Genomic DNA, 19,954 nt, shown 5'->3' with positions numbered 1-19,954 from the left:
CCGATAGCGAATACGCCGGTATGATACAAGCGTGGTCGCGACAGGTCAGTTCCGCCCGGCCGGCACCCCTCAATTGCGGCGCGACAGCAGACCGCGGGCGACGACCTGGGCCTGGATTTCCGCCGCTCCTTCGAAGATGTTCAGGATACGCGCGTCGCACAGCACCCGGCTGACCGGATATTCGACGGCGTAGCCGTTGCCGCCATGGATCTGCACCGAGTTGTCGGCGTTCGACCAGGCGACGCGCGCGGCCAGCAGCTTCGCCATGCCGGCTTCGATGTCGCAGCGGCGGTCGCTGTCCTTCTCCCGCGCGGCGAAATAGGTCAACTGGCGGGCGATCATCGTTTCCACCGCCATCCAGGCCAGCTTGCCGGCAACGCGCGGGAAGGCGGCGAGCGGACGGCCAAACTGGACGCGTTCCTGTGCATAGCGCAGGCCGAGCTCCATGGCGTTCTGCGCCACGCCGACGGCGCGGGCGGCGGTCTGCACGCGGGCGGATTCGAAGGTCGCCATCAACTGCTTGAAGCCCTGGCCCTCGACACCGCCCAGCAGGTTTTCGCGGGGGACGACGAAGCCGTCGAAGCCGATTTCGTATTCCTTCATGCCGCGATAGCCCAGCACCGGGATCTCGCCGCCGCTCATCCCCTCGGCCGGGAAGGGGTCCGCCTCGGTGCCGCGCGGCTTCTCGGCCAGCAGCACCGACAGGCCGCGATAGCCGGGGGCGTCCGGATCGGTGCGCACCAGCAGCGTCATCGAATCCGACCGGCTGCCATGGGTGATCCAGGTCTTCGCCCCGGTGACGCGATAGAGGTCGCCGTCCGGCACCGCGCGGGTGCGCAGGCTGCCCAGGTCGGAACCGGTGTTGGGCTCGGTGAACACGGCGGTCGGCAGGATCTCGCCCGACGCGATGCGTGGCAGCCAGCGCGCCCGCTGTTCGGCGGTGCCGCCCATGCGGATCAGTTCGGCCGCGATCTCCGCGCGGGTGCCGAGGGAGCCGACGCCGATGTAACCGCGCGACAGTTCCTCGGTGACCACGCACATGGCGAGCTTGCCCATGCCCAGCCCGCCGTCCTCCTCCGGCACGGTCAGGCCGAACACCCCCATGTCCGCCATCCGCTCGATGACGGGGAGCGGGATCAGCTCGTCCTTCAGATGCCAGTCGTGGGCATGCGGCTCCACCGCGTCGGCGACGAAACGGCGGAACTGGTCGCGGACCATGTCCAGCGCCTCGTCCTCCAGGGCGGCGTCGCCGAAGCCGCCGCCATGCAGCGCATCAGTCAGCAGCTCGGCGATGCGCAGCCGCAGGCCGGAGGCGTTGCCGGCGGCGATCAGCCGGCGCACCGCCTCGGTGCGGAAGGCGTCCCGCTCCGCCTCGCCCAGTCCGAAATCGGCCGGACGGACGATTTCGCCCTGGCTCATCGCCAGACCGCCATCGAGCTGGGCCAGATACTCGCCGAACGCCGCCTGGAGCATGGCCGCTTCCAGTTCGCCCAGCCGGCCGGCATGGTTCAGCCGTTCCGCCCAGCCCCGCATCTGGCGCAATGCCGCGGCATAGGTCGCTACCCAGGCGAAGCCATGCGCCGCCACCTGATGGCGGTCGAGCAGGGTGGCGTCCACGCGCCCATCCGGCGCCACCAGCGCCGCGACGCCGCGCTCCGCCGCCTCGGCCAGCTGCGCCACCACGTCGAGCGCCGTGGCCGTGGCCTGCAACAGATCGGGGAGCAGAAGCGGAGAGGCTTCGGACGGGCTGACGGTGCTCAGGCTGGAAGACATCGGCGCGTTTCCCCAGTGTCCGTTATACGGTGTTCGGTGTTTGCTGTCGGGTCCGACCGTCGCTGAGGACGGACGGCTCGTCACTCCGCCGCCGCTTTCCCTTGGGACGGCAAGGCGGTTGCGAGCCCGGCGAAGGCCTGCTCGACCAGCCGGCGCTGGTCGGCGTCATGGTCGCCGTGGAAGCTGCCGGCGGGAGAGGCCGCTTCGGCGCGGGCCACGCAGGCGATGCGTGGCTCGACGCAGCCGGCCGCTTCCCGCAAAGCCTCCAGCCGGCGGTCGAGGTAGGCCCAGGCGCCCAGATTTTCCGGCTCCTCCTGCACCCACACGCAGGACGCATCCGGCCAACGGCGGAACAGGGCCGACAATTCGGCCGCGGGCAGAGGATACAGCATCTCCAGCCGCACCACCGCCACATCCCCGGCGTCCAGGGCGGCCCGCTCCCGCTCAAGCTCGTAAGCCAGCTTGCCGCTGCACAGTAGGATGCGACCGACGCGCTCGCCGGCGGTGACGACGACCGGCTGGAATCCGGTGCCGGGCGCGACATCGGCCAGCGCCGACACCGCCGCCGGCAGGCGCAGCAGGGTCTTCGGGCTCAGCACCACCAGCGGCTTGCGGTCGCGCCGCAGCATCTGCCGGCGCAGCAGGTGGAAATAGTTCGCCGGGGTGGACGGATGCGCGATGCGGATGTTGTCGCGCGCCGCCATCTGGAGGAAGCGCTCCGGCCGGGCGGAGGAATGCTCCGGCCCCTGCCCTTCCAGACCGTGCGGCAGCAGGAGGACGAGGCCGGAGGGCTGTCGCCACTTGTCTTCCGCGCTGACGATGAACTGGTCGATCAGGATTTGGGCGCCGTTGGCGAAATCGCCGAACTGCGCCTCCCAGATCACCAGCGCGTCGGGCCGTTCCAGGCTGTAGCCGTATTCGAAGCCGAGCACGGCATATTCCGACAGCGGGCTGTTGACCACGTCGAAGCGGGCCTGGGCGACGCCCAGATGGTTCAGGCTGACATGGCGCTTCCCGGTGACGGCATCGGTCAGGGCGAAATGCCGGTGGGAGAAGGCGCCGCGCACCACGTCCTGGCCGGTCAGCCGTACCGGCACCCCGTCGGCCAGCAACGTGGCGAAGGCCAGCGCCTCGCCGGTCGCCCAGTCCAGCGGCTCCTCGGCGCGGCGGCGGATGACGCGCTCCACCTTGCGGTCGACGGTCAGGCCATCCGGAATGGCGGCCAGCGCCGCCAGCAGAGCCCGCAGCCGGTCGGGGCCGATGCCGGTGTCCGGTTCGGCCGCTGTTGAACCGCCGGCAGCAGATCCACCGGACGCGAACGGCGCCCAGCGTCCGCCGGGGAAGCCGTCGTGGTTCGGCCGGTGATCGGCGGCGGCGGCCAACGCCTCCTGGAAGCGGGCCTTGTGACCGGCGGCAAGAGCGTCGACATCGCCCTCCCCGACCGCTCCTTCGGCGGCGAGACGCCCGGCGTAGAGCGCGCGGACGGGCGGGTGGGCGTCGATCGCCGCGTAATCCAGCGGCTGGGTGAAGCGCGGCTCGTCGATCTCGTTGTGACCGTTGCGGCGGTAGCCGACGAGGTCGATCACCGCATCGCGCCCGTGCGTCTGCCGGAAGGCGACCGCGAGGTCGGCAGCCCGCAGCGCCGCGTCCGGATCGTTGGCGTTGACGTGCAGGATGGGGCTGTCCACCGCCTTCCACAGCCCGGTGCAATGGAGGGAGGTCCGCGCCTCGTCGCGTTCGGTGGTGAAGCCGATCTGGTTGTTGACGATGACATGGATGGTGCCGGCGACGGTGAAGCCGGCGACGCCGGACAGTTGCAGCGCCTCGGTCACGCTGCCCTGGCCGATCACGCTGGCGTCGGTGTGCAGCAGCACGCACAGCACCCGGCGCGCCTCGCCGCCCTGCTCGCGGAGCAATCCTGACGCGCCCGCGCACGGCCCAGAATGACCGGATTGATCGCCTCCAGATGCGACGGGTTGGGGGACAGGGTCAGCGCCATCGTCCCTTCGCCGAAGGACAGGCTGCTTTCCACCCCCATGTGATAGGGGACATCGGCGGGGACCGGCGGGTCGGCCTGGAAGGGATGCATGCCCTTGATGCCGGCGAACAGCTCGACCAGAGGCTTGCCCAGCACGTTGGCCATCAGGCTGAGCCGGCCGCGATGCATGGTCCCCACCTGCACCTCGGTGACGCCCGCCGCCGCCGCCGCCGCGAGGATGCGGTCCAGCAGCGGAATCAGCGTCTCCATCCCCTCGGCGCCGAACCGCTTCTTCGTCGGGTAGCGGGTGCCGAGCAGCCTTTCGAACTCCTCCGCCGCGCTCAGCAGCGACAGCGCCCGGCGACGGGCCTCGGCCGGCGGAGCGGCAGCCGCTCCCTCATAGGCGTCGCGCAGCCAGGACCGCAGGGCCGGATCGTCGATATGGGCGGTTTCCAGCGTCAGCGTGCCCTGATAGAGCCGGCGCAGCCGCGTGGTCTCCGCATCCCCGGACGCCGGTCTGGCGGAAGGTGCGGCGCGGCCCAGCGGATCGAGGGCGGCGGCGGCATGGCCGCGCTGGCGGATGTCCTCGTGCCGGAGCGACAGCGGCCCGGACGCTGGCCCACCTGATGCCGACAAGGCCGGAGCGACCGCGCCCAATTCGTCCAGGATTTGGAAGACGGCGCGCCAGCTCACGTCCACCGACGCAGGATCGTCGCGGAAGCGCTCCTGCAACGCTTCGAGATAGGCGGCCCCGGCGGCGTTGAGCGGAGAGGACGGCCTAGACATGGCGCTTACCGTTCATGCGGTTGAACATCCGTCGTTTGAGGCATTGGGAACAGTTCCCCACAGACTACCGATCAGCCTCGCATCGCGGAGCGCATGGCGTGCCTGTAACAGATATTCATTGCGGGCATAGCAAACCGTCAGCATTCATCCCGGTTTCGCGGGGGGGCTGCGGGGCCCGGTGGAAACGGTTCGTGTGGCTGATGGCTTGCCCAGCTTATGGCTGGTATGCCCACGAAACGCATTCCTCTGTGCGGACGGTTGCTCCACTGTCAGGGTCACCAAACCGACCCGTCCGTTCCCGGACAGTCACCATCGTCCCCGGAACCAGCCGCCGCCAATTCCCCGGACACCGCGAGCAAGGAGATGTCGCGCCCACCGCCAGACACCGCAAACTATGATTTCCATCAGATCTTTGGCAGTTCGATGGATGTCTTGACGGTAAAAGCGGTCGTGGACGATCAACCGTCATCGTGCCGTCACACAACAAGAACTTCGGGAGGAACAACAGCATGAAGCGCCGTCAATTCTTCAAGGGTGCCGCCGTCGCCGCCGGTGCCTCCACGCTTGCGGCTCCGGCCATCGCGCAGTCGGAGCCGACGATCCGCTGGCGCTGCGTGTCCAGCTTCCCGAAGAACATCGACGTGCTCTATGGCAGCGCCGAGGTGATGGCGAAGAACGTCGCCGAGGCCACCGACGGCAAGTTCCAGATCCAGGTCTTCGCCGCCGGCGAGGTGGTCCCGGCGCTCCAGGCGCTGGATGCCGCCAGCAACGACACGGTCGAGATGTGCCACACCGCGTCCTACTATTATGTCGGCAAGGATCCGGCCTTCGCCTTCGGCTGCTGCCTGCCCTTCGGGTTGAACACCCGCCAGCAGAACGCCTGGTTCTATCACGGCGAAGGCGGCAAGCTGCTGGAGGAGTTCTACGCCGGCTACAATCTCAAGGCGCTCGCCGGCGGCAACACCGGCGCGCAGATGGGCGGCTGGTTCCGCAACGAGATCAAGAGCGTCGAGGACCTGAAGGGGCTGAAGTTCCGCATCTCCGGCCTGGGCGGCCAGATCCTGGCCAAGCTCGGCGTGGTGGCCCAGCAGGTCGGCGGCGGCGACATCTATCCGGCGCTGGAACGCGGCACCATCGACGCCGCCGAGTTCAACGGCCCCTACGACGACGAGAAGCTCGGGCTCTACAAGATCGCGCCCAACTATTACTATCCGGGCTGGTGGGACGGCACCTCGCTCCAGCACTTCTTCATCAACACCAAGCGCTGGAACGACCTGCCGAAGCACTATCAGGCGGCGCTGACGGCGGCGGCGGCGCTGGCGAACATCGACAGTGTGGCGCGCTACGACGTGCTGAACCCGGCCGCGCTGAAGCGCGTGGTCGCCAATGGCGCAAAGCTGCGCGCCTTCCCGCAGGACGTGCTGCAAGCCAGCCACAAGGCGGCGATGGAGCTTTACGACGAGCTGTCGGACAAGAATCCGGCCTTCAAGAAGTTCTACGAGAGCTATCGCCGCTTCCAGAATGATTCCAATCTTTGGTTGCAGGCTTCGGAATATGCCTATGACAGTGCGACCCTCCGCCTGACGCGGCGCTGATCGGCCGCCGCCCTTTCACGATTTCCCAGCCAAGGGGCCGGGTGCCGGCACCGCCGCACCCGGCCCGTGGCATCGTCGCGATGGTCGCGATCGGCCTTCCGGGAGAAGCTGCCCTCCATGACGAGCCCATCCCCCTCCCCCCTGATGACGGCCCTGGTCGGGGTCTGCCGGCTGGTCGACGCGGTCACCGCGCGGCTGGGCAAGGCGATCTCCTGGCTGATCCTGCTGGCGATCCTGGTTTCGGCGGTCAACGCCGTGATCCGCAAGCTGTTCGACGTCAGCTCCAACTCGTGGCTGGAACTGCAATGGGTGCTGTTCGCCGCGGTGTTCCTGCTCTGCTCGCCCTGGACGTTGCGGGAGGACGAGCACATCCGCATCGACATCGTCAACGCGATGCTGACGAAGCGCGCGCGCGACGGCATCGACCTGTTCGGCCATATCGCCTTCCTGCTGCCCTTCAGCTTCGTGATGATGATCACCTCCTGGCCCTTCGCGCTTGCCTCCTACGCCATCGAGGAACAGTCGATGAATGCCGGCGGCCTGCCGCAATGGCCGGCGAAGCTGCTGATTCCGCTGGGCTTCACCGTGCTGTTCGTCCAGGGCCTGTCGGAACTGGTCAAGCGCGCCGCGATCATGGCCGGCCATCTGGAGGATGGGACCCAGCGGGCCGGAGGCCATCAGGCGGCCGCCGAGGCCGAGGCCGAGCGGCTGCTCGCCGCCGAGCGCGAGCGGGCCACCCCTTCCGACACCATTCCCAGCCGGTAGACGCGCGATGAGCACGACCTCCCCCTCCCTGTCGCCGCGCACCGTCCGGCTGTCCGTCATCTCCCTGCTGCTGCTGGCCGCCGTCGCCGTAGCGCTCTACGTGCTTCCGGTGCCGGGCGCCGGCGCGCTCGCCGAACAGGACGGCTGGCGCGGCTGGTTCGGCCACAACATGGCGCCGATCATGTTCGGCGTGCTGGTGGTCATGCTGCTGCTGGGCTATCCGGTCGCCTTCGCGCTGGCCGCCAACGGCCTTCTGTTCGGCCTGATCGGCATCGAGCTGGGCCTGTTCCGGCCCGACCTGTTCCAGGCGCTGCCGGAACGCGTCTACGGCACGATGAACAACGACGTGCTGCTGGCCGTGCCCTTCTTCACCTTCATGGGGCTGGTGCTGGAACGCTCCGGCATGGCCGAGGATCTGCTCGACACCATCGGGCAGCTGTTCGGTTCGATCCGCGGCGGGCTTGCCTATGCGGTCATCTTCGTCGGCGCGCTGCTGGCGGCGACGACCGGCGTGGTCGCCGCCTCGGTGATCTCCATGGGCCTGATCTCGCTGCCGATCATGCTGCGCTACGGCTACGACCGCCGTCTGGCGTCGGGCATCATCGCCGCGTCCGGCACTCTGGCCCAGATCATCCCGCCGTCGCTGGTGCTGATCGTCATGGCCGACCAGCTCGGCCGCTCCGTCGGCGACATGTACGAGGCCGCCTTCATCCCCGGCCTGCTGCTGGCCGGCCTGTACGCCCTCTACGTCTTCGTCGTCTCGCTGATCTGGCCCAAGGCCGCCCCCGGCCTGCCGCCGGAAGCCATCGCCTACCGCGAGCCCAACGGCGCGCGCGGCGTCTGGCAGCTCGGCGTGCTGGCGCTGTTCTCGGGCGCCGTCGCTTACTGGGTGATGGGGCGAACCGGGGTGAAGTCCGGCGCCGACTATGTCGTGCTGCTGCTGTCGGTGGCGGTGACGGTGGCCTTCCTGGCCGCCACCTTCAACCGGACCTTCGGCGCGCAGCGTCTGGCGCTGCAAGCCGCGGTGACGGCGGTGCTGACGGCGGGAGCGTCTTGGCTGACGCTGAACGGCTCGACCACGCTGGCGCTGCTGGGCGATTCAATCGCGGCCGGTGCGCTCTACGCCCTGGCCGTGGCGCTGGTGGAGCGGGCCAGCGGACGGCGTCTTATCTCCCGGATGGCGGAGCAGGCGACCTTCGTGATGGTGCCGCCGCTGGCGCTGATCTTCCTGGTGCTCGGCACCATCTTCATCGGGCTCGCCACCCCGACCGAGGGCGGCGCCATGGGCGCGGTCGGCGCGCTGGCGCTGGCGGCGATGAAGAAGCGGCTGAGCTTCGACATGGTGCGGCAGGCGACCTACTCGACGGCCAAGCTGGCGGCCTTCGTGCTGTTCATCCTGATCGGGGCGCGGGTGTTCTCGCTGACCTTCTACGGCGTCAACGGCCATGTCTGGGTCGAGGAGCTGATGGTCTCCCTGCCGGGCGGCCAGATGGGCTTCCTGATCGCCGTCAGCGTGATGGTGTTCCTGCTGGCCTTCTTCCTCGATTTCTTCGAGCTGGCCTTCATCGTCATCCCGCTGCTGGCTCCGGCGGCCGACCGGCTGGGCATCGATCTGGTGTGGTTCGGCATCATCCTGGCGGTGAACATGCAGACCAGCTTCATGCACCCGCCCTTCGGCTTCTCCTTGTTCTTCCTGCGCTCGGTGGCGCCGAAACTGCCCTACATCGACCGCGTGACGAAGAAGGAAACGGCGCCTGTCCTGACCAGCCAGATCTATTGGGGAGCCGTGCCCTTCGTCGTCATCCAGCTGGTGATGGTGGCGCTGGTGATCGCCTTCCCGCAGATGGTCATGCATTACAAGTCGGCCGCGGTCAAACTGGACGACAAGCAGATCGAGGAGCAGTTCCAGGGGCTGGGCAGCGGCATGGACAACGAGCTGCCGCCGCTGGAATTCAAGTGAGACAGGAAGGGAAGACGACATGCGCATCGCCGTCGTAGGGGCCGGCGCCGTGGGCGGCGCGCTGGCGGGGTACCTGGCCGCGACCGGCCGGCACGACGTGTCGCTGTTGGCGCGCGGTGCCCATCTGGCGGCGATCCGCGAGCGCGGCCTGACCGTCCAGACGCCGACGGGCACGCTGGCCTGCCGGCCGCAGGCCAGCGACGATGCCGGTGACCTCGGCCACCAGGACATGGTGATCGTCACGGTCAAGGGGCACGGCCTGCCGGCGCTGGCCTCGTCCTTCCCGGCGCTCTGCGGTCCGGAGACACTGGTGGTGGCGGCGCAGAACGGCATTCCCTGGTGGTATCTGCATGGTGCCGGCAACGGCGTGACGGCGGAGCCGCTGGAGGTGGTCGATCCCGGCGGCGCCCTGTGGGCGGCCATCGGTCCGGAGCGGATCGCCGCCTGCGTGATCGAGGTGCTGCCCGCCCGCATCGTCGAGCCGGGCGTCGTCGCCCACAGCGCCATGCCGGTGCTGGCCTTCGGGGGCCCCCGGCCCGGCGACCACGCCGAAAAGCTGGCGGCGCTGGCCGAGTCCTTCAACGCCGCCGGCGCCACCGCCCGGCTGCCCGCCGACATCCGCATACCGCTGTGGAGCAAGCTGATGCTCAACATGGCCGTCGGCCCGACCAGCGTGCTGACCGGCGCCACCATGGGCGCCATGGAGCAGGCCCCCGGCATGACCGCCGTCCAGGGCCGGCTGATGCGCGAATGCCTGGCCGTGGCCCGCGCCTGGGGTGTCGAGCTGCCCGACGACATCGACGAGCGGCTCGGCCGCGGCAGCGGCGTCCCCGGCCACAAGCCGTCGATGCTGCAGGATTTCGAAGCCGGGCGCAGCATGGAGATCGACCCCATCGTGACCGCCGTCCTCGAACTGGCCCGCCGCCGCGGCGTGCCGGTGCCGACCATCGAAACGCTGTGGGCGCTGACCGCCCTGAAGGAGCGGGTGGCCCGCGCCGGCTGAGTCCGCCCGCCGCCCCCCTCGACCGAACGGATTTCCGGAGAAGACCCGACATGCCTTCCGACATCAGTCAAAACACCAACTTCATCGCCGGAAGCTGGCGGCCGGGCCGCGACCGGCTCGACATCTTCAACCCGTCGGACCTGGACGAGCTGGCCGGCTCCTACACGTTGGCGACCGCCGACGACGTGGCCGAAGCCGTGGCCGCCGCCCGCAGCGCCCAGCCGCACTGGCGCGCCGCGACGGTGGAGCAGCGCTCCCTGGTGCTCGATGCCATCTCCCGCGCGCTGTTCGACGGCAAGGACGAGCTGGCGCGGATCGCCGCCACCGAGGGCGGCAAGACCATCCTCGACGCGCTGGGCGAGATCGTCCGCGCCGCCCATCTCGCCCGCTTCTTCTCCGCCGAGGCGTTGCGGGCGCCGGGCGAGACGCTGGGCTCGGTGCGTCCGGGGGTCGAGGTGGACGTGACGCGCGAGCCGGTCGGCGTCATCGGTCTGGTGACGCCCTGGAACTTCCCGGTCGCCACGCCGATGTGGAAGATCGCCCCGGCGCTCGCCTTCGGCAACGCGGTGATCTGGAAGCCGTCGGAAAAGACCCCCGGCATCTCCATCGCCGTCACCCGCATCATCGCGTCGGCGCTGGAGGCGCACGGCATGCCGGCCGGCCTGTTCAATCTGGTGATCGGCGCCGGTCCGAACGTCGGCGCCGCGGTGGTCGATGCGGTGGACGCGGTGTCCTTCACCGGGTCCGTCAACACCGGACGGCGCATCGCCGTGCGCTGCGCCGAGCGCATGATCCGTGTCCAGCTCGAACTGGGCGGCCAGAACCCGCTGGTGGTGCTGGGCGACGCCGACCCGGAGCGTGCCGCCGAGATCGGCGTCAACAGCGCCTATTTCCACGCCGGACAGCGCTGCACCGCCACCGGCCGCTTCATCGTCGAGGACAGCATCCACGACGCCTTCGTCGCCGCGATGGTCGAGCGGATGGCGGCCCTGCGCGTCGGCCATGCCCTTCTGCCGGAGACCCAGATCGGCCCGGTGATCGACGAGTTCCAGCTGACCAAGAACCTGCACTACATCGATACCGGCCTGAACGAGGGCGCCCGGCTGGCGTCCGGCGGCACGCGGCTGGAGCGGCCGACGCGCGGGCATTTCCTGGCGCCGACGCTGTTCACCGAAACCGGCAACGCCATGACCATCAACCGGGAGGAGGTGTTCGGCCCGGTCGCCAGCGTCATCCGCGTCAGGGATTACGAGGAGGCCCTAGCCGTCGCCAACGACACCGATTACGGCCTGTCGTCGGGGATCATCACCAACTCGATGAAGCATGCCCGCCATTTCCAGGCCAACATCCAGGCCGGCATGACCATGCTGAACCTGCCGACGGCGGGCGTCGACTACCATGTCCCCTTCGGCGGGCGGAAGATGTCGAGCTACGGCCCGCGCGAGCAGGGACGTTCGGCCATCGAATTCTACACCATCATCAAGACGGCCTACCGCGCGCTGTGACGCAGGCCCGAAGCCCAGGGAGAGCTCCCTTGCCGAACGACATCCCGACCACCGGGCAAACCACCCTGCGACCGGACTTCGCGACGGCCGTGCTCGCCCCCATCCGCGCCATCGTCGGCGACCGCGGCCTGATCACCGACGCCGAAACCATGAAGCCCTTCATGGAATCCTGGCGCGACGGCTGGGTCGGCCGGTCGCCCGCCGTCGTGCTTCCCGACAGCACCGAGGCTCTCGCCGCCGTGGTCCGCATCTGCGCCGAAACCCGCACGCCGATCGTGCCGCAGGGCGGCAACACCGGCCTGACCGGGGCCAGCCAGCCGCATGCCGACGGATCGGAGATCGTCATCTCCACCAACCGGCTGAACCGCATCCGCGAAATCGACATCGACAACGACACGATGACGGTGGAGGCCGGCTGCATCCTCGCCAACATCCAGAGCGCGGCGCGCGACGTCGGCCGGCTGTTCCCGATGAGCCTCGCCGCCGAAGGGTCGTGCCAGATCGGCGGCAACATCGCGACCAATGCCGGCGGCGTGCAGGTCGTGCGCTACGGCAACATGCGCAACCTCGTGGCCGGGCTGGAGGTGGTGCTGCCCGACGGCCGGATCTGGGACGGGCTGCGCGGCCTCCGCAAGGACAATGCCGGCTACGACCTGAAACAGATCTTCATCGGCTCGGAAGGCACGCTGGGCATCGTCACCGCCGCGGTGCTGAAGCTGTCGCCGCTGCCGCGCGCCACCGCCACCGCCCTGGTCGCCGTGTCGGCCCCCAGCGACGCCGTCGATCTGCTGACCCGCGCCAAGGGCGTGGCGGGCGACCGCATCGTCACCTTCGAGCTGATCCAACGCGCCTGCATCGACGTGGCCCGCAAACATGTGCCGGACGTGCCCGATCCCCTGCGCGACCGCTATCCCTGGTACGTGCTGGTGGAGCTGGCCGACCAGGATTCCGGCAACCGGCTGGCCGAGATGCTGGAAGGCATCCTGGAGGCGGGGATGGAGGCCGGCGAGGTGCTGGACGGCGTGGTCGCCGCATCGAAGGCCCAGGCCGATTCGCTGTGGCGCATCCGCGAAGGCATCCCGGAAGGGCAGAAGCGCGAGGGCGTGTCCTTCAAGCACGACGTTTCCGTGCCGATCTCCCGCGTCGCGCGCTTCCTCGACCGCACAGACGCGGCGCTGGAGCGGGCCTGTCCGGGCATCCGCCCCTTCTCCTTCGGGCATCTCGGCGACGGCAACATCCATTACAACCCGATCCAGGCGGAAGACGGCGACCCGGCCGAATGGCGGGCGAAGCTGGCAACGGTCAACGCCATCGTCCACGACATCGTCGTCGATCTCGGCGGGTCGATCTCGGCCGAGCATGGCATCGGCCGCCTGCGCATCGACGAGATGCCGCGCTACAAGTCGCCGGTGGAACTGGAGATGATGGCGACGCTGAAGCGTGCCTTCGATCCGCACAACCTCATGAATCCGGGCAAGATCCTGCATTCATCCGGAGTGACGCCGTGACGTTCGACACTCTGAAGGACTGGATCGGCCGGGTGGAGATGCGGACGGACACCGCCATCGCCGCGCCGCTGGCCGGGCTGGCGGCGACGCTGGACCACGACACCCCGCCCTGGCCGGCGGGGGAGCTGCCGCCGCTCGGCCACTGGCTGCATTTCCTCCCCAACGCGCCGCAGCGGGACATCGGCGAGGACGGCCACCCGCACAAGGGCGGTTTCCTGCCGCCGGTCCCGCTGCCCCGCAGGATGTGGGCCGGCAGCGACATGCGCTTCCTGGCGCCGATCCCCATCGGTGCGGAGATGCGGCGCACCTCCACCATCGAATCGGTGGAGCACAAGGCCGGCCGGTCGGGCGAAATGGTGTTCGTCAGCGTGAGGCATGAGATCGCGACCGACGCCGGCGTCGCCATCCGCGAAAAGCAGGACATCGTCTACCGCGAGGCCGCCAGGCCGGGCGAGGCGCCGCCCCCGGCATCCGCCGATCCCCTCCCCGCGGCCGACTGGACCGGCAGCGTCACCCCCGATCCGGTGCTGCTGTTCCGCTATTCCGCCCTGACCTTCAACGGCCACCGCATCCATTACGACCGCCCCTACTGCCGCGAGGTGGAAGGCTATCCGGGGCTGGTGGTGCATGGACCGCTGACGGCGACCCTGCTGATGGATCTGGTGTTGCGCAATCTTGGCGGCGATGCCAATGGCCGGCGGGTCGCCGGTTTCCGCTTCCGCGCCCGCCGGCCGCTGTTCGACACCGCACCCTTCACGCTGAACGCGGTGGCACGGGGGGATGGCGAGATCGACGGATGGGCGGTCGGCCCTGACGGTCAGGTCGCCATGACGGCCGAATTCGCGGTCACGCCGGGAGCAGACAGGCCATGAGCGGACACACCGTGAATGAACCGGTTCGGGAGGGAGGATTTTCCAGCGGGCGGCCCCGGCGCAGCTGGCTGTTCACCCCGGCGACGCGCCCCGACCGCTTCGACCGTGCCGCCCGGTCCGGTGCCGATGTTCTGATCGTCGATCTGGAGGACGCCGTGCCACCTGCCGACAAGGCGGCGGCGCGCGATGCGGCGTTGACAGCCCTGGCGGCGGCACCCGCCGCGCCGATCCTGCGGGCGCTGCGCATCAACGCGCCGGTGACGCCCGAGGGGCTGGAGGATCTGCTGGCCCTGATGCGCCTCCCGCAAGGCGGCGGGCCGGATTTCGTCATCGTGCCGAAGGTCGACAGTCCCGAGACGATCCGCTGGATCGACACACTTCTGAGCGGCGCGGGCAGGCCCCTGCCGCTGGTGGCGCTGATCGAGTCCGCCCCCGGCATCGCGGCGGTGGAGGACATCGCCCGCGCATCGCCCCGGCTGGCCGCCCTGTTCTTCGGTGCCGCCGACCTGTCCGCCGATCTGGGCTGCGCCACCGCGTGGGAGCCGCTTCTGTCGGCGCGGTCCCGGCTGATCAATGCCGCAGCGCTTGCGGGCATCGAAGCGGTGGATTCCCCCTTCTTCGATCTGACGGACAGCGCCGGGTTGCAACGGGAAGCAGCATCCGCCCTGTCGTTGGGATTCGGCGCCAAGGCGGCGATCCATCCCGGCCAGCTATCCACCATCACCGCGACATTCACCCCGACCGAAGCCGAGATCCTCCAAGCCCGCCGTATCCTGGCTGAAAGTGCAAAGGGCGTCGCGGTGGTCGATGGCCGCATGATCGACGAAGCGATGGCGCGCAAGGCCCGCCGCATCCTGTCCCGCGCCACATGTGCCAACCAGCCGCAAGAGGATCGCCTCCCATGAAAATCCTCGTCCCCGTTAAGCGAGTGGTCGACTACAACGTGAAGATCCGCGTCAAGGCGGATGGCAGCGGCGTCGAGACCGCCAACGTGAAGATGAGCATGAACCCCTTCGACGAGATCGCCGTCGAAGAAGCCGTGCGGTGCAAGGAAGCCGGCAAGGCGACCGAGATCGTGGTGGTGTCCGTCGGCCCGACCCAGGCCCAGGAGACGCTGCGCACGGCGCTGGCCATGGGCGCCGACCGCGCCATCCTGGTGCAGACCGACGTGACGACCGAACCGCTGGCCGTCGCCAAGGTCCTCAAGGCGCTGGTCGGGAAGGAGGACCCCGGCCTCGTCATCCTCGGCAAGCAGGCCATCGACGACGACTGCAACCAGACCGGCCAGATGCTGGCGGCGCTGCTCGGCTGGGGCCAGGGCACCTTCGCCTCGAAGATCGCCACCGGTGACGGCACGGTCGCCGTGACCCGCGAGATCGACGGCGGGCTGGAGACGGTGAATCTCAAGCTGCCGGCGGTGGTGACCGCCGATTTGCGCCTGAACGAGCCGCGCTATGCCTCGCTACCGAACATCATGAAGGCGAAGAAGAAGCCGCTGGAGACCGTCACGCCGGACAGCCTTGGCGTCGACGTCACGCCGCGTCTGAAGACGGTGAAGGTCGCCGAGCCGCCGAAGCGTCAGGCCGGCATCAAGGTACCGGACGTCGCCACCCTGGTCGACAAGCTGAAGACCGAGGCGCGGGTAATCTGAGCGTCGGCCCCGTGCCAGCACTCTCCGCACCCCGCCCGACAGAGGAGCCGCCCCATGCCCATCCTGATCCTTGCCGACCACGACAACGCCAGCCTGAAGCCCGCCACCGCCCATGCGGTGACCGCGGCCACCAAACTCGGGGGCGACATTCATGTTCTGGTCGCCGGCCGCAACGCCACCCCGGCCGCGGAGCAGTCCGCCAAGCTGGCCGGCGTCGCCAAGGTGCTGCTCGCCGACGATGCCGCCTATGAACACGCTCTGGCCGAGCCGGTCGCGGCCCTGCTGGTGTCGCTCGCCGCCGGCTACAGCCACGTCCTCGCCGCCGCCACCTCGGCCGGCAAGAACGTGCTGCCGCGTGCCGCGGCATTGCTGGATGTCGCGATGATCTCCGACATCACCGCCGTGGTTGCCGCCGACAGCTTCGAGCGGCCGATCTATGCCGGCAACGCCATCGCCACCGTGCAGTCGGCCGACCCGGTGAAGGTGATCACCGTCCGCACCACCGCCTTTGCGGCGGCCGCCACCACCGGCAGCGCCACGGTCGAGAGCATCGCCGCCGTCGCCGATCCCGCCCTGTCGGGCTTCGTCTCGGCCGAACTGTCGAAGTCGGAGCGTCCGGAGCTGACCTCGGCCCGGATCGTCATCTCCGGCGGGCGCGGCATGCAGTCGGGCGACAACTTCCACCTGCTGGAGGGGATCGCCGACAAGCTGGGTGCCGCGGTGGGCGCCAGCCGCGCCGCCGTCGATGCCGGCTTCGTACCGAACGACCATCAGGTCGGGCAGACCGGCAAGATCGTGGCGCCGGACCTCTATGTCGCCGTCGGCATCTCGGGCGCCATCCAGCATCTGGCCGGCATGAAGGACAGCAAGGTGATCGTCGCCATCAACAAGGACGAGGAGGCGCCGATCTTCCAGGTCGCCGATTACGGCCTCGTCGCCGACCTGTTCAAGGCCCTGCCGGAGTTGCAGCAGGCGCTGTGACGGGGTCCGTCGCGAAGTTTGACGGCAGGCGCGAGATGATGGTTACGGGCATCACTGCCGAGCCGCCCCTTTCGCGGCAGTTTCTCAGCACGCTCGGCCATGTCCAAAGGCAGCGAGCGGTGACGCGGGCTCCTATCCGGCCGGGTGGACCGATGTCGATGATCGGGATGCGATCTTGCAGACCATCGACCGACCATTCAGCCGGCGGAGGGCGTCAGCGTCGAACTCTTCATCCGTCATCGCCGTGCCTTTTCTCGACGTCTGAATTCCCGCAAATCGGAGTGTCCGCCTTACCGCCGGGACTGTCGAAAAAAGCCATCCCTCCCCTGCCGCCCGTCTCGCAAAGGATCGCAATCCGGGACGCTGTGCGAAGGAGGCAGCATGCCCTCCGGCTGCTAGATCTCCTCTTCCAACCCTCCGTCGCTTCTCGATGCGTCATAGGCGCGCTGCGCTCTTTCCATCGCGGGACCGTTGGCGAGCGACCAGTTGTAAAGGGCGGCGAAGGGTTCGCGCAGCGAGCAGCCAAGATCGGTAATCGTGTACTCCACGCCAATCGGCTGCGTCGGCAGGACTTTGCGACTGACGAGGCCGTTGCGCTCCAGACGCTTCAATGCCTCGGACAAAGCCTTGTGGGTGATGCCGTCGAGGCGGCGCTTGAGGTCGTTGAACCGCGCCGGCTGCGTGCAGAGGACGCTCAGGATCAGCACCGTCCACTTGTTGGCGATGTGTTCGAGGATGGGCCGCGTCGCGGTGACATCGAGCGGCAGTTCGAGCACGTCTCTGGCCATGGGTATACACCTCACTATCTGAGCACTATCAGGTATCTGAGCACCATCAGGTGCCTTCTTGTAATTAGATATAGGAATGATAGCTGTTCGTCATCACCAGCGATGTGAGGACGTATGAGCGGGCTTTCAGGAAAAATCGCCGTCGTGGTCGGTGGCCATGGCGGCATCGGTGGCGCCATCGCAGAGCGGTTCGCGGCGGAAGGCGCCACGGTCTACGCCACCAGCCGTCGCGCCGAAGAGGGGGAGGTCGAACTTGGGACCGGCAGGCTGCGCGCGCACCGCATCGATGCTTCCGATCTGACGGCGCTCGCCGCCTTCTTCGAGGCGGTGGGCAGCGAGGCCGGGCGGGTGGACGTGCTCGCCGTCAACGCCGGCATCTCCGAGTTCGCGACCCTCGACGGCATCGGCGAGGATCATTTCGACCGGACCTTCGGCCTCAACGTGCGCACGCTGCTGTTTGCCGCCAAGGCTGCAACGGCGATCATGCCGGATGGCGGCTCTATCGTGCTGGTGGGCTCGATCGCCGGCGCGATCGGCACCAAAGGCTATGGCGTCTACGGGGCGACCAAGGCCGCCGTACGCTCGTTCGCGCGGACCTGGGCCAACGAGCTGGCGCCCCGCAACATCCGCGTCAACGTCGTGGCACCGGGACCAACCGATACCGCCATGATGGCGGCGGCGTCCGACGAGGTGCGCGAGACGCTGACGACGCTGATCCCGCTCGGCCGTATGGGTCGTGCCGAGGAGGTGGCCTCGGCCGCGCTGTTCCTCGCCAGCGACCAAAGCAGCTTCATCACCGGGGCCGAGCTGCCGGTCGACGGCGGCATGGCGCAGGTCTGACCGGTGCGCCGCCTGCCGGACGACAGGGCGCAGCCCTCGCACGCGCCCGGCGTCCTCGGCAGGACTGGACTCACCGCCCGGTAGGGACTGACCGCTCATGGATCGAGGCGCTGTTCGTCGGGCGCCTCGATCCGCGCCGGACTGTAGGCGACGGTCTCCGAAAAGGCAGATGATCACGCAACGGCCGTTGGCGCCTTTACGAAACCGGCCGAGCGGCGCGGCTATTTGATCATGGACCGCGCCTTAATCCAGGTCTCGGATCTACGGGGCCGAAGCTCGATGGTGCCGCGTCTCGGGGCCGCTTGGTTCGGTGTGGCGAACGGCACTTCCAAGTCCTAGACCAGTTCCGCGAGCGCGGCTGCGTCGAAGCCCTTCAGGGCACGGCCGTTGCCGGTCCGGACCTTCTCCACCCATGCCGGATCGGCGATCAGGGCGCGACCGACGGCGATCAGGTCGAACTCATCGCGTTCCATCCGCTCCAAGAGTTTGTCGAGTTTGGCCGTGGACGAACCCTCGCCGCCGAACGCGCCCATGAAGTCTCCCGCAAGGCCGACCGAGCCGACGCTGATCGTAGCCGCGCCGGTCAGCTTCTTGGCCCAGCCGGCGAAATTCAGGCCCTGTTCGCCATCGATGTCCGGGAACTCGGGCTCCCAGAATCGGCGCTGCGAGCAGTGCAGCACGTCGACGCCGGCCTCTACCAGAGGGGTCAGCCAGTCGGCCATGAGAGCCGGCGTCTCCGCGAGCCGCACGGTGAAATCCTGTACCTTCCACTGGCTGAGACGCAGGATGATCGGGAAGTCGGGGCCGACGCTCGCCCGGACCGCCGCGACGACCTCTGCGGCAAAGCGCGAACGTTCCCCAATCGTGGCACCGCCGTAGCGGTCGGTCCGACGGTTGGTGGCGGCCCAGAAGAACTGGTCGAACAGGTAGCCGTGCGCCCCGTGCAGTTCGATGGTGTCGAAGCCAAGACGCTTTGCGTCGCCGGCGGCGCGGGCAAAGGCGGCAATCGTCTCGGCAATATCGCCATCGCTCATGGCGACGCCGCGCTCGACGCCCGGTGCCTGCAATCCGGACGGGCTTTCGACGGGCGTGTCCGGCACCCACTCCGTCAGGAAGCTCTTGAGCGCTCCGGTGTGCCAAAGCTGTGGGCCCATCTTGGCGCCGCCATCGTGAACCGCATCGATCACGCCCTTCCAACCCGCCAGTGCCGCCTCTCCATGAAAGAACGGGACGCCCGGGTCGTTCCGCGACGCCGGCCGATCGATCACCGTGCCTTCGGAGAGGATGAGGCCCACCCCGCCGTCCGACCGACGGCGATAGTAAGCCGCATGCGCCGCACCGGGGATCCCATCCACTGCGAAGCTGCGGGTCATGGGTGCCATGACGATGCGGTTCGCCAGTTCCATGGCGCCAATACGGAACGGGCGAAACAGGACATCAGTAGCGGTCATCAGAGTACATGCCTCCTTTGGAAAGACCGCCAAGATATACAGGAGACAATAGGTTACAATAACGCACTTAGAGTCGCCTAGGTATATGAAAGTAAACCGCTCTGGCAGCGCTTAGACCGTCACCACGAGTATCGTGCTCGTGGTGATGAGATCTCCCTTTCACAACACCGTTTCGTCGGGCGGCTTCGATGATGACGGCGCACAGCATCGGATTTCCTCCGCTGATATACCCGCCCCCGGAGAGCCGAGACTCCAGCACCGCCTCAGTCGCGGCAAACCTCTCAGGCCTTCAACTCAGCAAGGCGTTGCAAGACGGCTTCCTCCCGGACGCTCTCTGCTCGGGCATCGGTCCAAGCGTCCCCACAGGCGCCGCATGTGGTGACCGGGACCTGCACATCGACAGTCGCCATCAGAACGTCCCCGGGTCCATAGGGGAAACGGACCGCCTGCGTTTCCACGCTGTGGACAAGGTTTGCGCTCCCGCACTCCGGACAGAGC

General features: G+C 68.5%; 16 protein-coding genes. 11 read left to right on the top strand and 5 right to left on the bottom strand.

Translation table 11 applies throughout. From position 1 onward, the window contains the following. Window positions 1-69: 69 nt before the first annotated feature. From ABNQ40_RS33420 to ABNQ40_RS33410, 3 genes are all read right to left on the bottom strand, one after another. Complete coding sequence (locus ABNQ40_RS33420) at window positions 70-1,773, bottom strand: acyl-CoA dehydrogenase family protein (RefSeq protein ID WP_391349298.1); 1,704 nt, start codon at window positions 1,771-1,773, stop codon at window positions 70-72. 80 nt (window positions 1,774-1,853) lie between these two features. Next, window positions 1,854-3,689 (bottom strand): thiamine pyrophosphate-dependent enzyme, encoded by a 1,836-nt coding sequence (locus ABNQ40_RS33415; RefSeq protein WP_391349297.1) that lies wholly within the window; start codon window positions 3,687-3,689, stop codon window positions 1,854-1,856. After that, complete coding sequence (locus ABNQ40_RS33410) at window positions 3,620-4,537, bottom strand: hypothetical protein (RefSeq protein WP_391349295.1); 918 nt, start codon at window positions 4,535-4,537, stop codon at window positions 3,620-3,622. The genes ABNQ40_RS33415 and ABNQ40_RS33410 overlap by 70 nt, the downstream gene beginning before the upstream one ends. A gap of 509 nt (window positions 4,538-5,046) precedes the next feature. Here ABNQ40_RS33410 and ABNQ40_RS33405 point away from each other — a divergent pair. From ABNQ40_RS33405 to ABNQ40_RS33360, 10 genes are all read left to right on the top strand, one after another. Continuing rightward, on the top strand, window positions 5,047-6,132 hold the full coding sequence (locus ABNQ40_RS33405) for a TRAP transporter substrate-binding protein (RefSeq protein WP_109047777.1): 1,086 nt from the start codon (window positions 5,047-5,049) through the stop codon (window positions 6,130-6,132). A 144-nt stretch (window positions 6,133-6,276) separates the two neighbouring features. Next, window positions 6,277-6,897, top strand: coding sequence for a TRAP transporter small permease subunit (locus ABNQ40_RS33400; protein ID WP_109047778.1), 621 nt, complete (start codon window positions 6,277-6,279; stop codon window positions 6,895-6,897). Between the two features lie 169 nt (window positions 6,898-7,066). Further along, window positions 7,067-8,857 (top strand): TRAP transporter large permease subunit, encoded by a 1,791-nt coding sequence (locus tag ABNQ40_RS33395; RefSeq protein WP_109490692.1) that lies wholly within the window; start codon window positions 7,067-7,069, stop codon window positions 8,855-8,857. Window positions 8,858-8,876: 19 nt separating this feature from the next. Then, entirely contained in the window at window positions 8,877-9,860 is a 984-nt protein-coding gene (locus ABNQ40_RS33390; RefSeq protein ID WP_109047779.1) for a ketopantoate reductase family protein, read from the top strand. A gap of 50 nt (window positions 9,861-9,910) precedes the next feature. Continuing rightward, window positions 9,911-11,365, top strand: a complete 1,455-nt coding sequence (locus ABNQ40_RS33385; protein WP_109047780.1) for an aldehyde dehydrogenase family protein — start codon at window positions 9,911-9,913, stop codon at window positions 11,363-11,365. A 29-nt stretch (window positions 11,366-11,394) separates the two neighbouring features. Beyond that, window positions 11,395-12,873 (top strand): FAD-binding oxidoreductase, encoded by a 1,479-nt coding sequence (locus ABNQ40_RS33380; protein ID WP_247879538.1) that lies wholly within the window; start codon window positions 11,395-11,397, stop codon window positions 12,871-12,873. Then, entirely contained in the window at window positions 12,870-13,745 is an 876-nt protein-coding gene (locus tag ABNQ40_RS33375; RefSeq protein WP_247879539.1) for a MaoC family dehydratase N-terminal domain-containing protein, read from the top strand. Before ABNQ40_RS33380 ends, ABNQ40_RS33375 begins: the two co-directional genes overlap by 4 nt. Next, window positions 13,742-14,650, top strand: a complete 909-nt coding sequence (locus tag ABNQ40_RS33370; RefSeq protein WP_109047781.1) for an aldolase/citrate lyase family protein — start codon at window positions 13,742-13,744, stop codon at window positions 14,648-14,650. The genes ABNQ40_RS33375 and ABNQ40_RS33370 overlap by 4 nt, the downstream gene beginning before the upstream one ends. After that, on the top strand, window positions 14,647-15,396 hold the full coding sequence (locus ABNQ40_RS33365) for an electron transfer flavoprotein subunit beta/FixA family protein (RefSeq protein WP_391349428.1): 750 nt from the start codon (window positions 14,647-14,649) through the stop codon (window positions 15,394-15,396). The genes ABNQ40_RS33370 and ABNQ40_RS33365 overlap by 4 nt, the downstream gene beginning before the upstream one ends. Window positions 15,397-15,450: 54 nt before the next feature. Further along, window positions 15,451-16,377, top strand: a complete 927-nt coding sequence (locus tag ABNQ40_RS33360; RefSeq protein ID WP_391349426.1) for an electron transfer flavoprotein subunit alpha/FixB family protein — start codon at window positions 15,451-15,453, stop codon at window positions 16,375-16,377. A 395-nt stretch (window positions 16,378-16,772) separates the two neighbouring features. Here ABNQ40_RS33360 and ABNQ40_RS33355 read toward each other — a convergent pair whose 3' ends face one another. Continuing rightward, complete coding sequence (locus ABNQ40_RS33355; RefSeq protein WP_109046717.1) at window positions 16,773-17,165, bottom strand: helix-turn-helix domain-containing protein; 393 nt, start codon at window positions 17,163-17,165, stop codon at window positions 16,773-16,775. Between the two features lie 114 nt (window positions 17,166-17,279). Here ABNQ40_RS33355 and ABNQ40_RS33350 point away from each other — a divergent pair, with 114 nt between their 5' ends. Further along, complete coding sequence (locus ABNQ40_RS33350) at window positions 17,280-18,005, top strand: SDR family NAD(P)-dependent oxidoreductase (protein ID WP_109046716.1); 726 nt, start codon at window positions 17,280-17,282, stop codon at window positions 18,003-18,005. Window positions 18,006-18,340: 335 nt separating this feature from the next. Here the strand turns inward: ABNQ40_RS33350 and ABNQ40_RS33345 are convergent, their stop codons facing one another. Next, the gene (locus ABNQ40_RS33345) at window positions 18,341-19,456 is read right to left on the bottom strand and encodes an NADH:flavin oxidoreductase (protein WP_109046715.1); all 1,116 of its coding nucleotides are present in this window, start codon (window positions 19,454-19,456) and stop codon (window positions 18,341-18,343) included. Window positions 19,457-19,954: the final 498 nt, after the last annotated feature.

The organism is Azospirillum sp. A23 (assembly GCF_042938965.1).
Lineage (GTDB): Bacteria > Pseudomonadota > Alphaproteobacteria > Azospirillales > Azospirillaceae > Azospirillum > Azospirillum melinis.
Note: the sequence above shows the minus strand (reverse complement) of the source record. Positions and strands in the feature narration are given on the sequence as shown.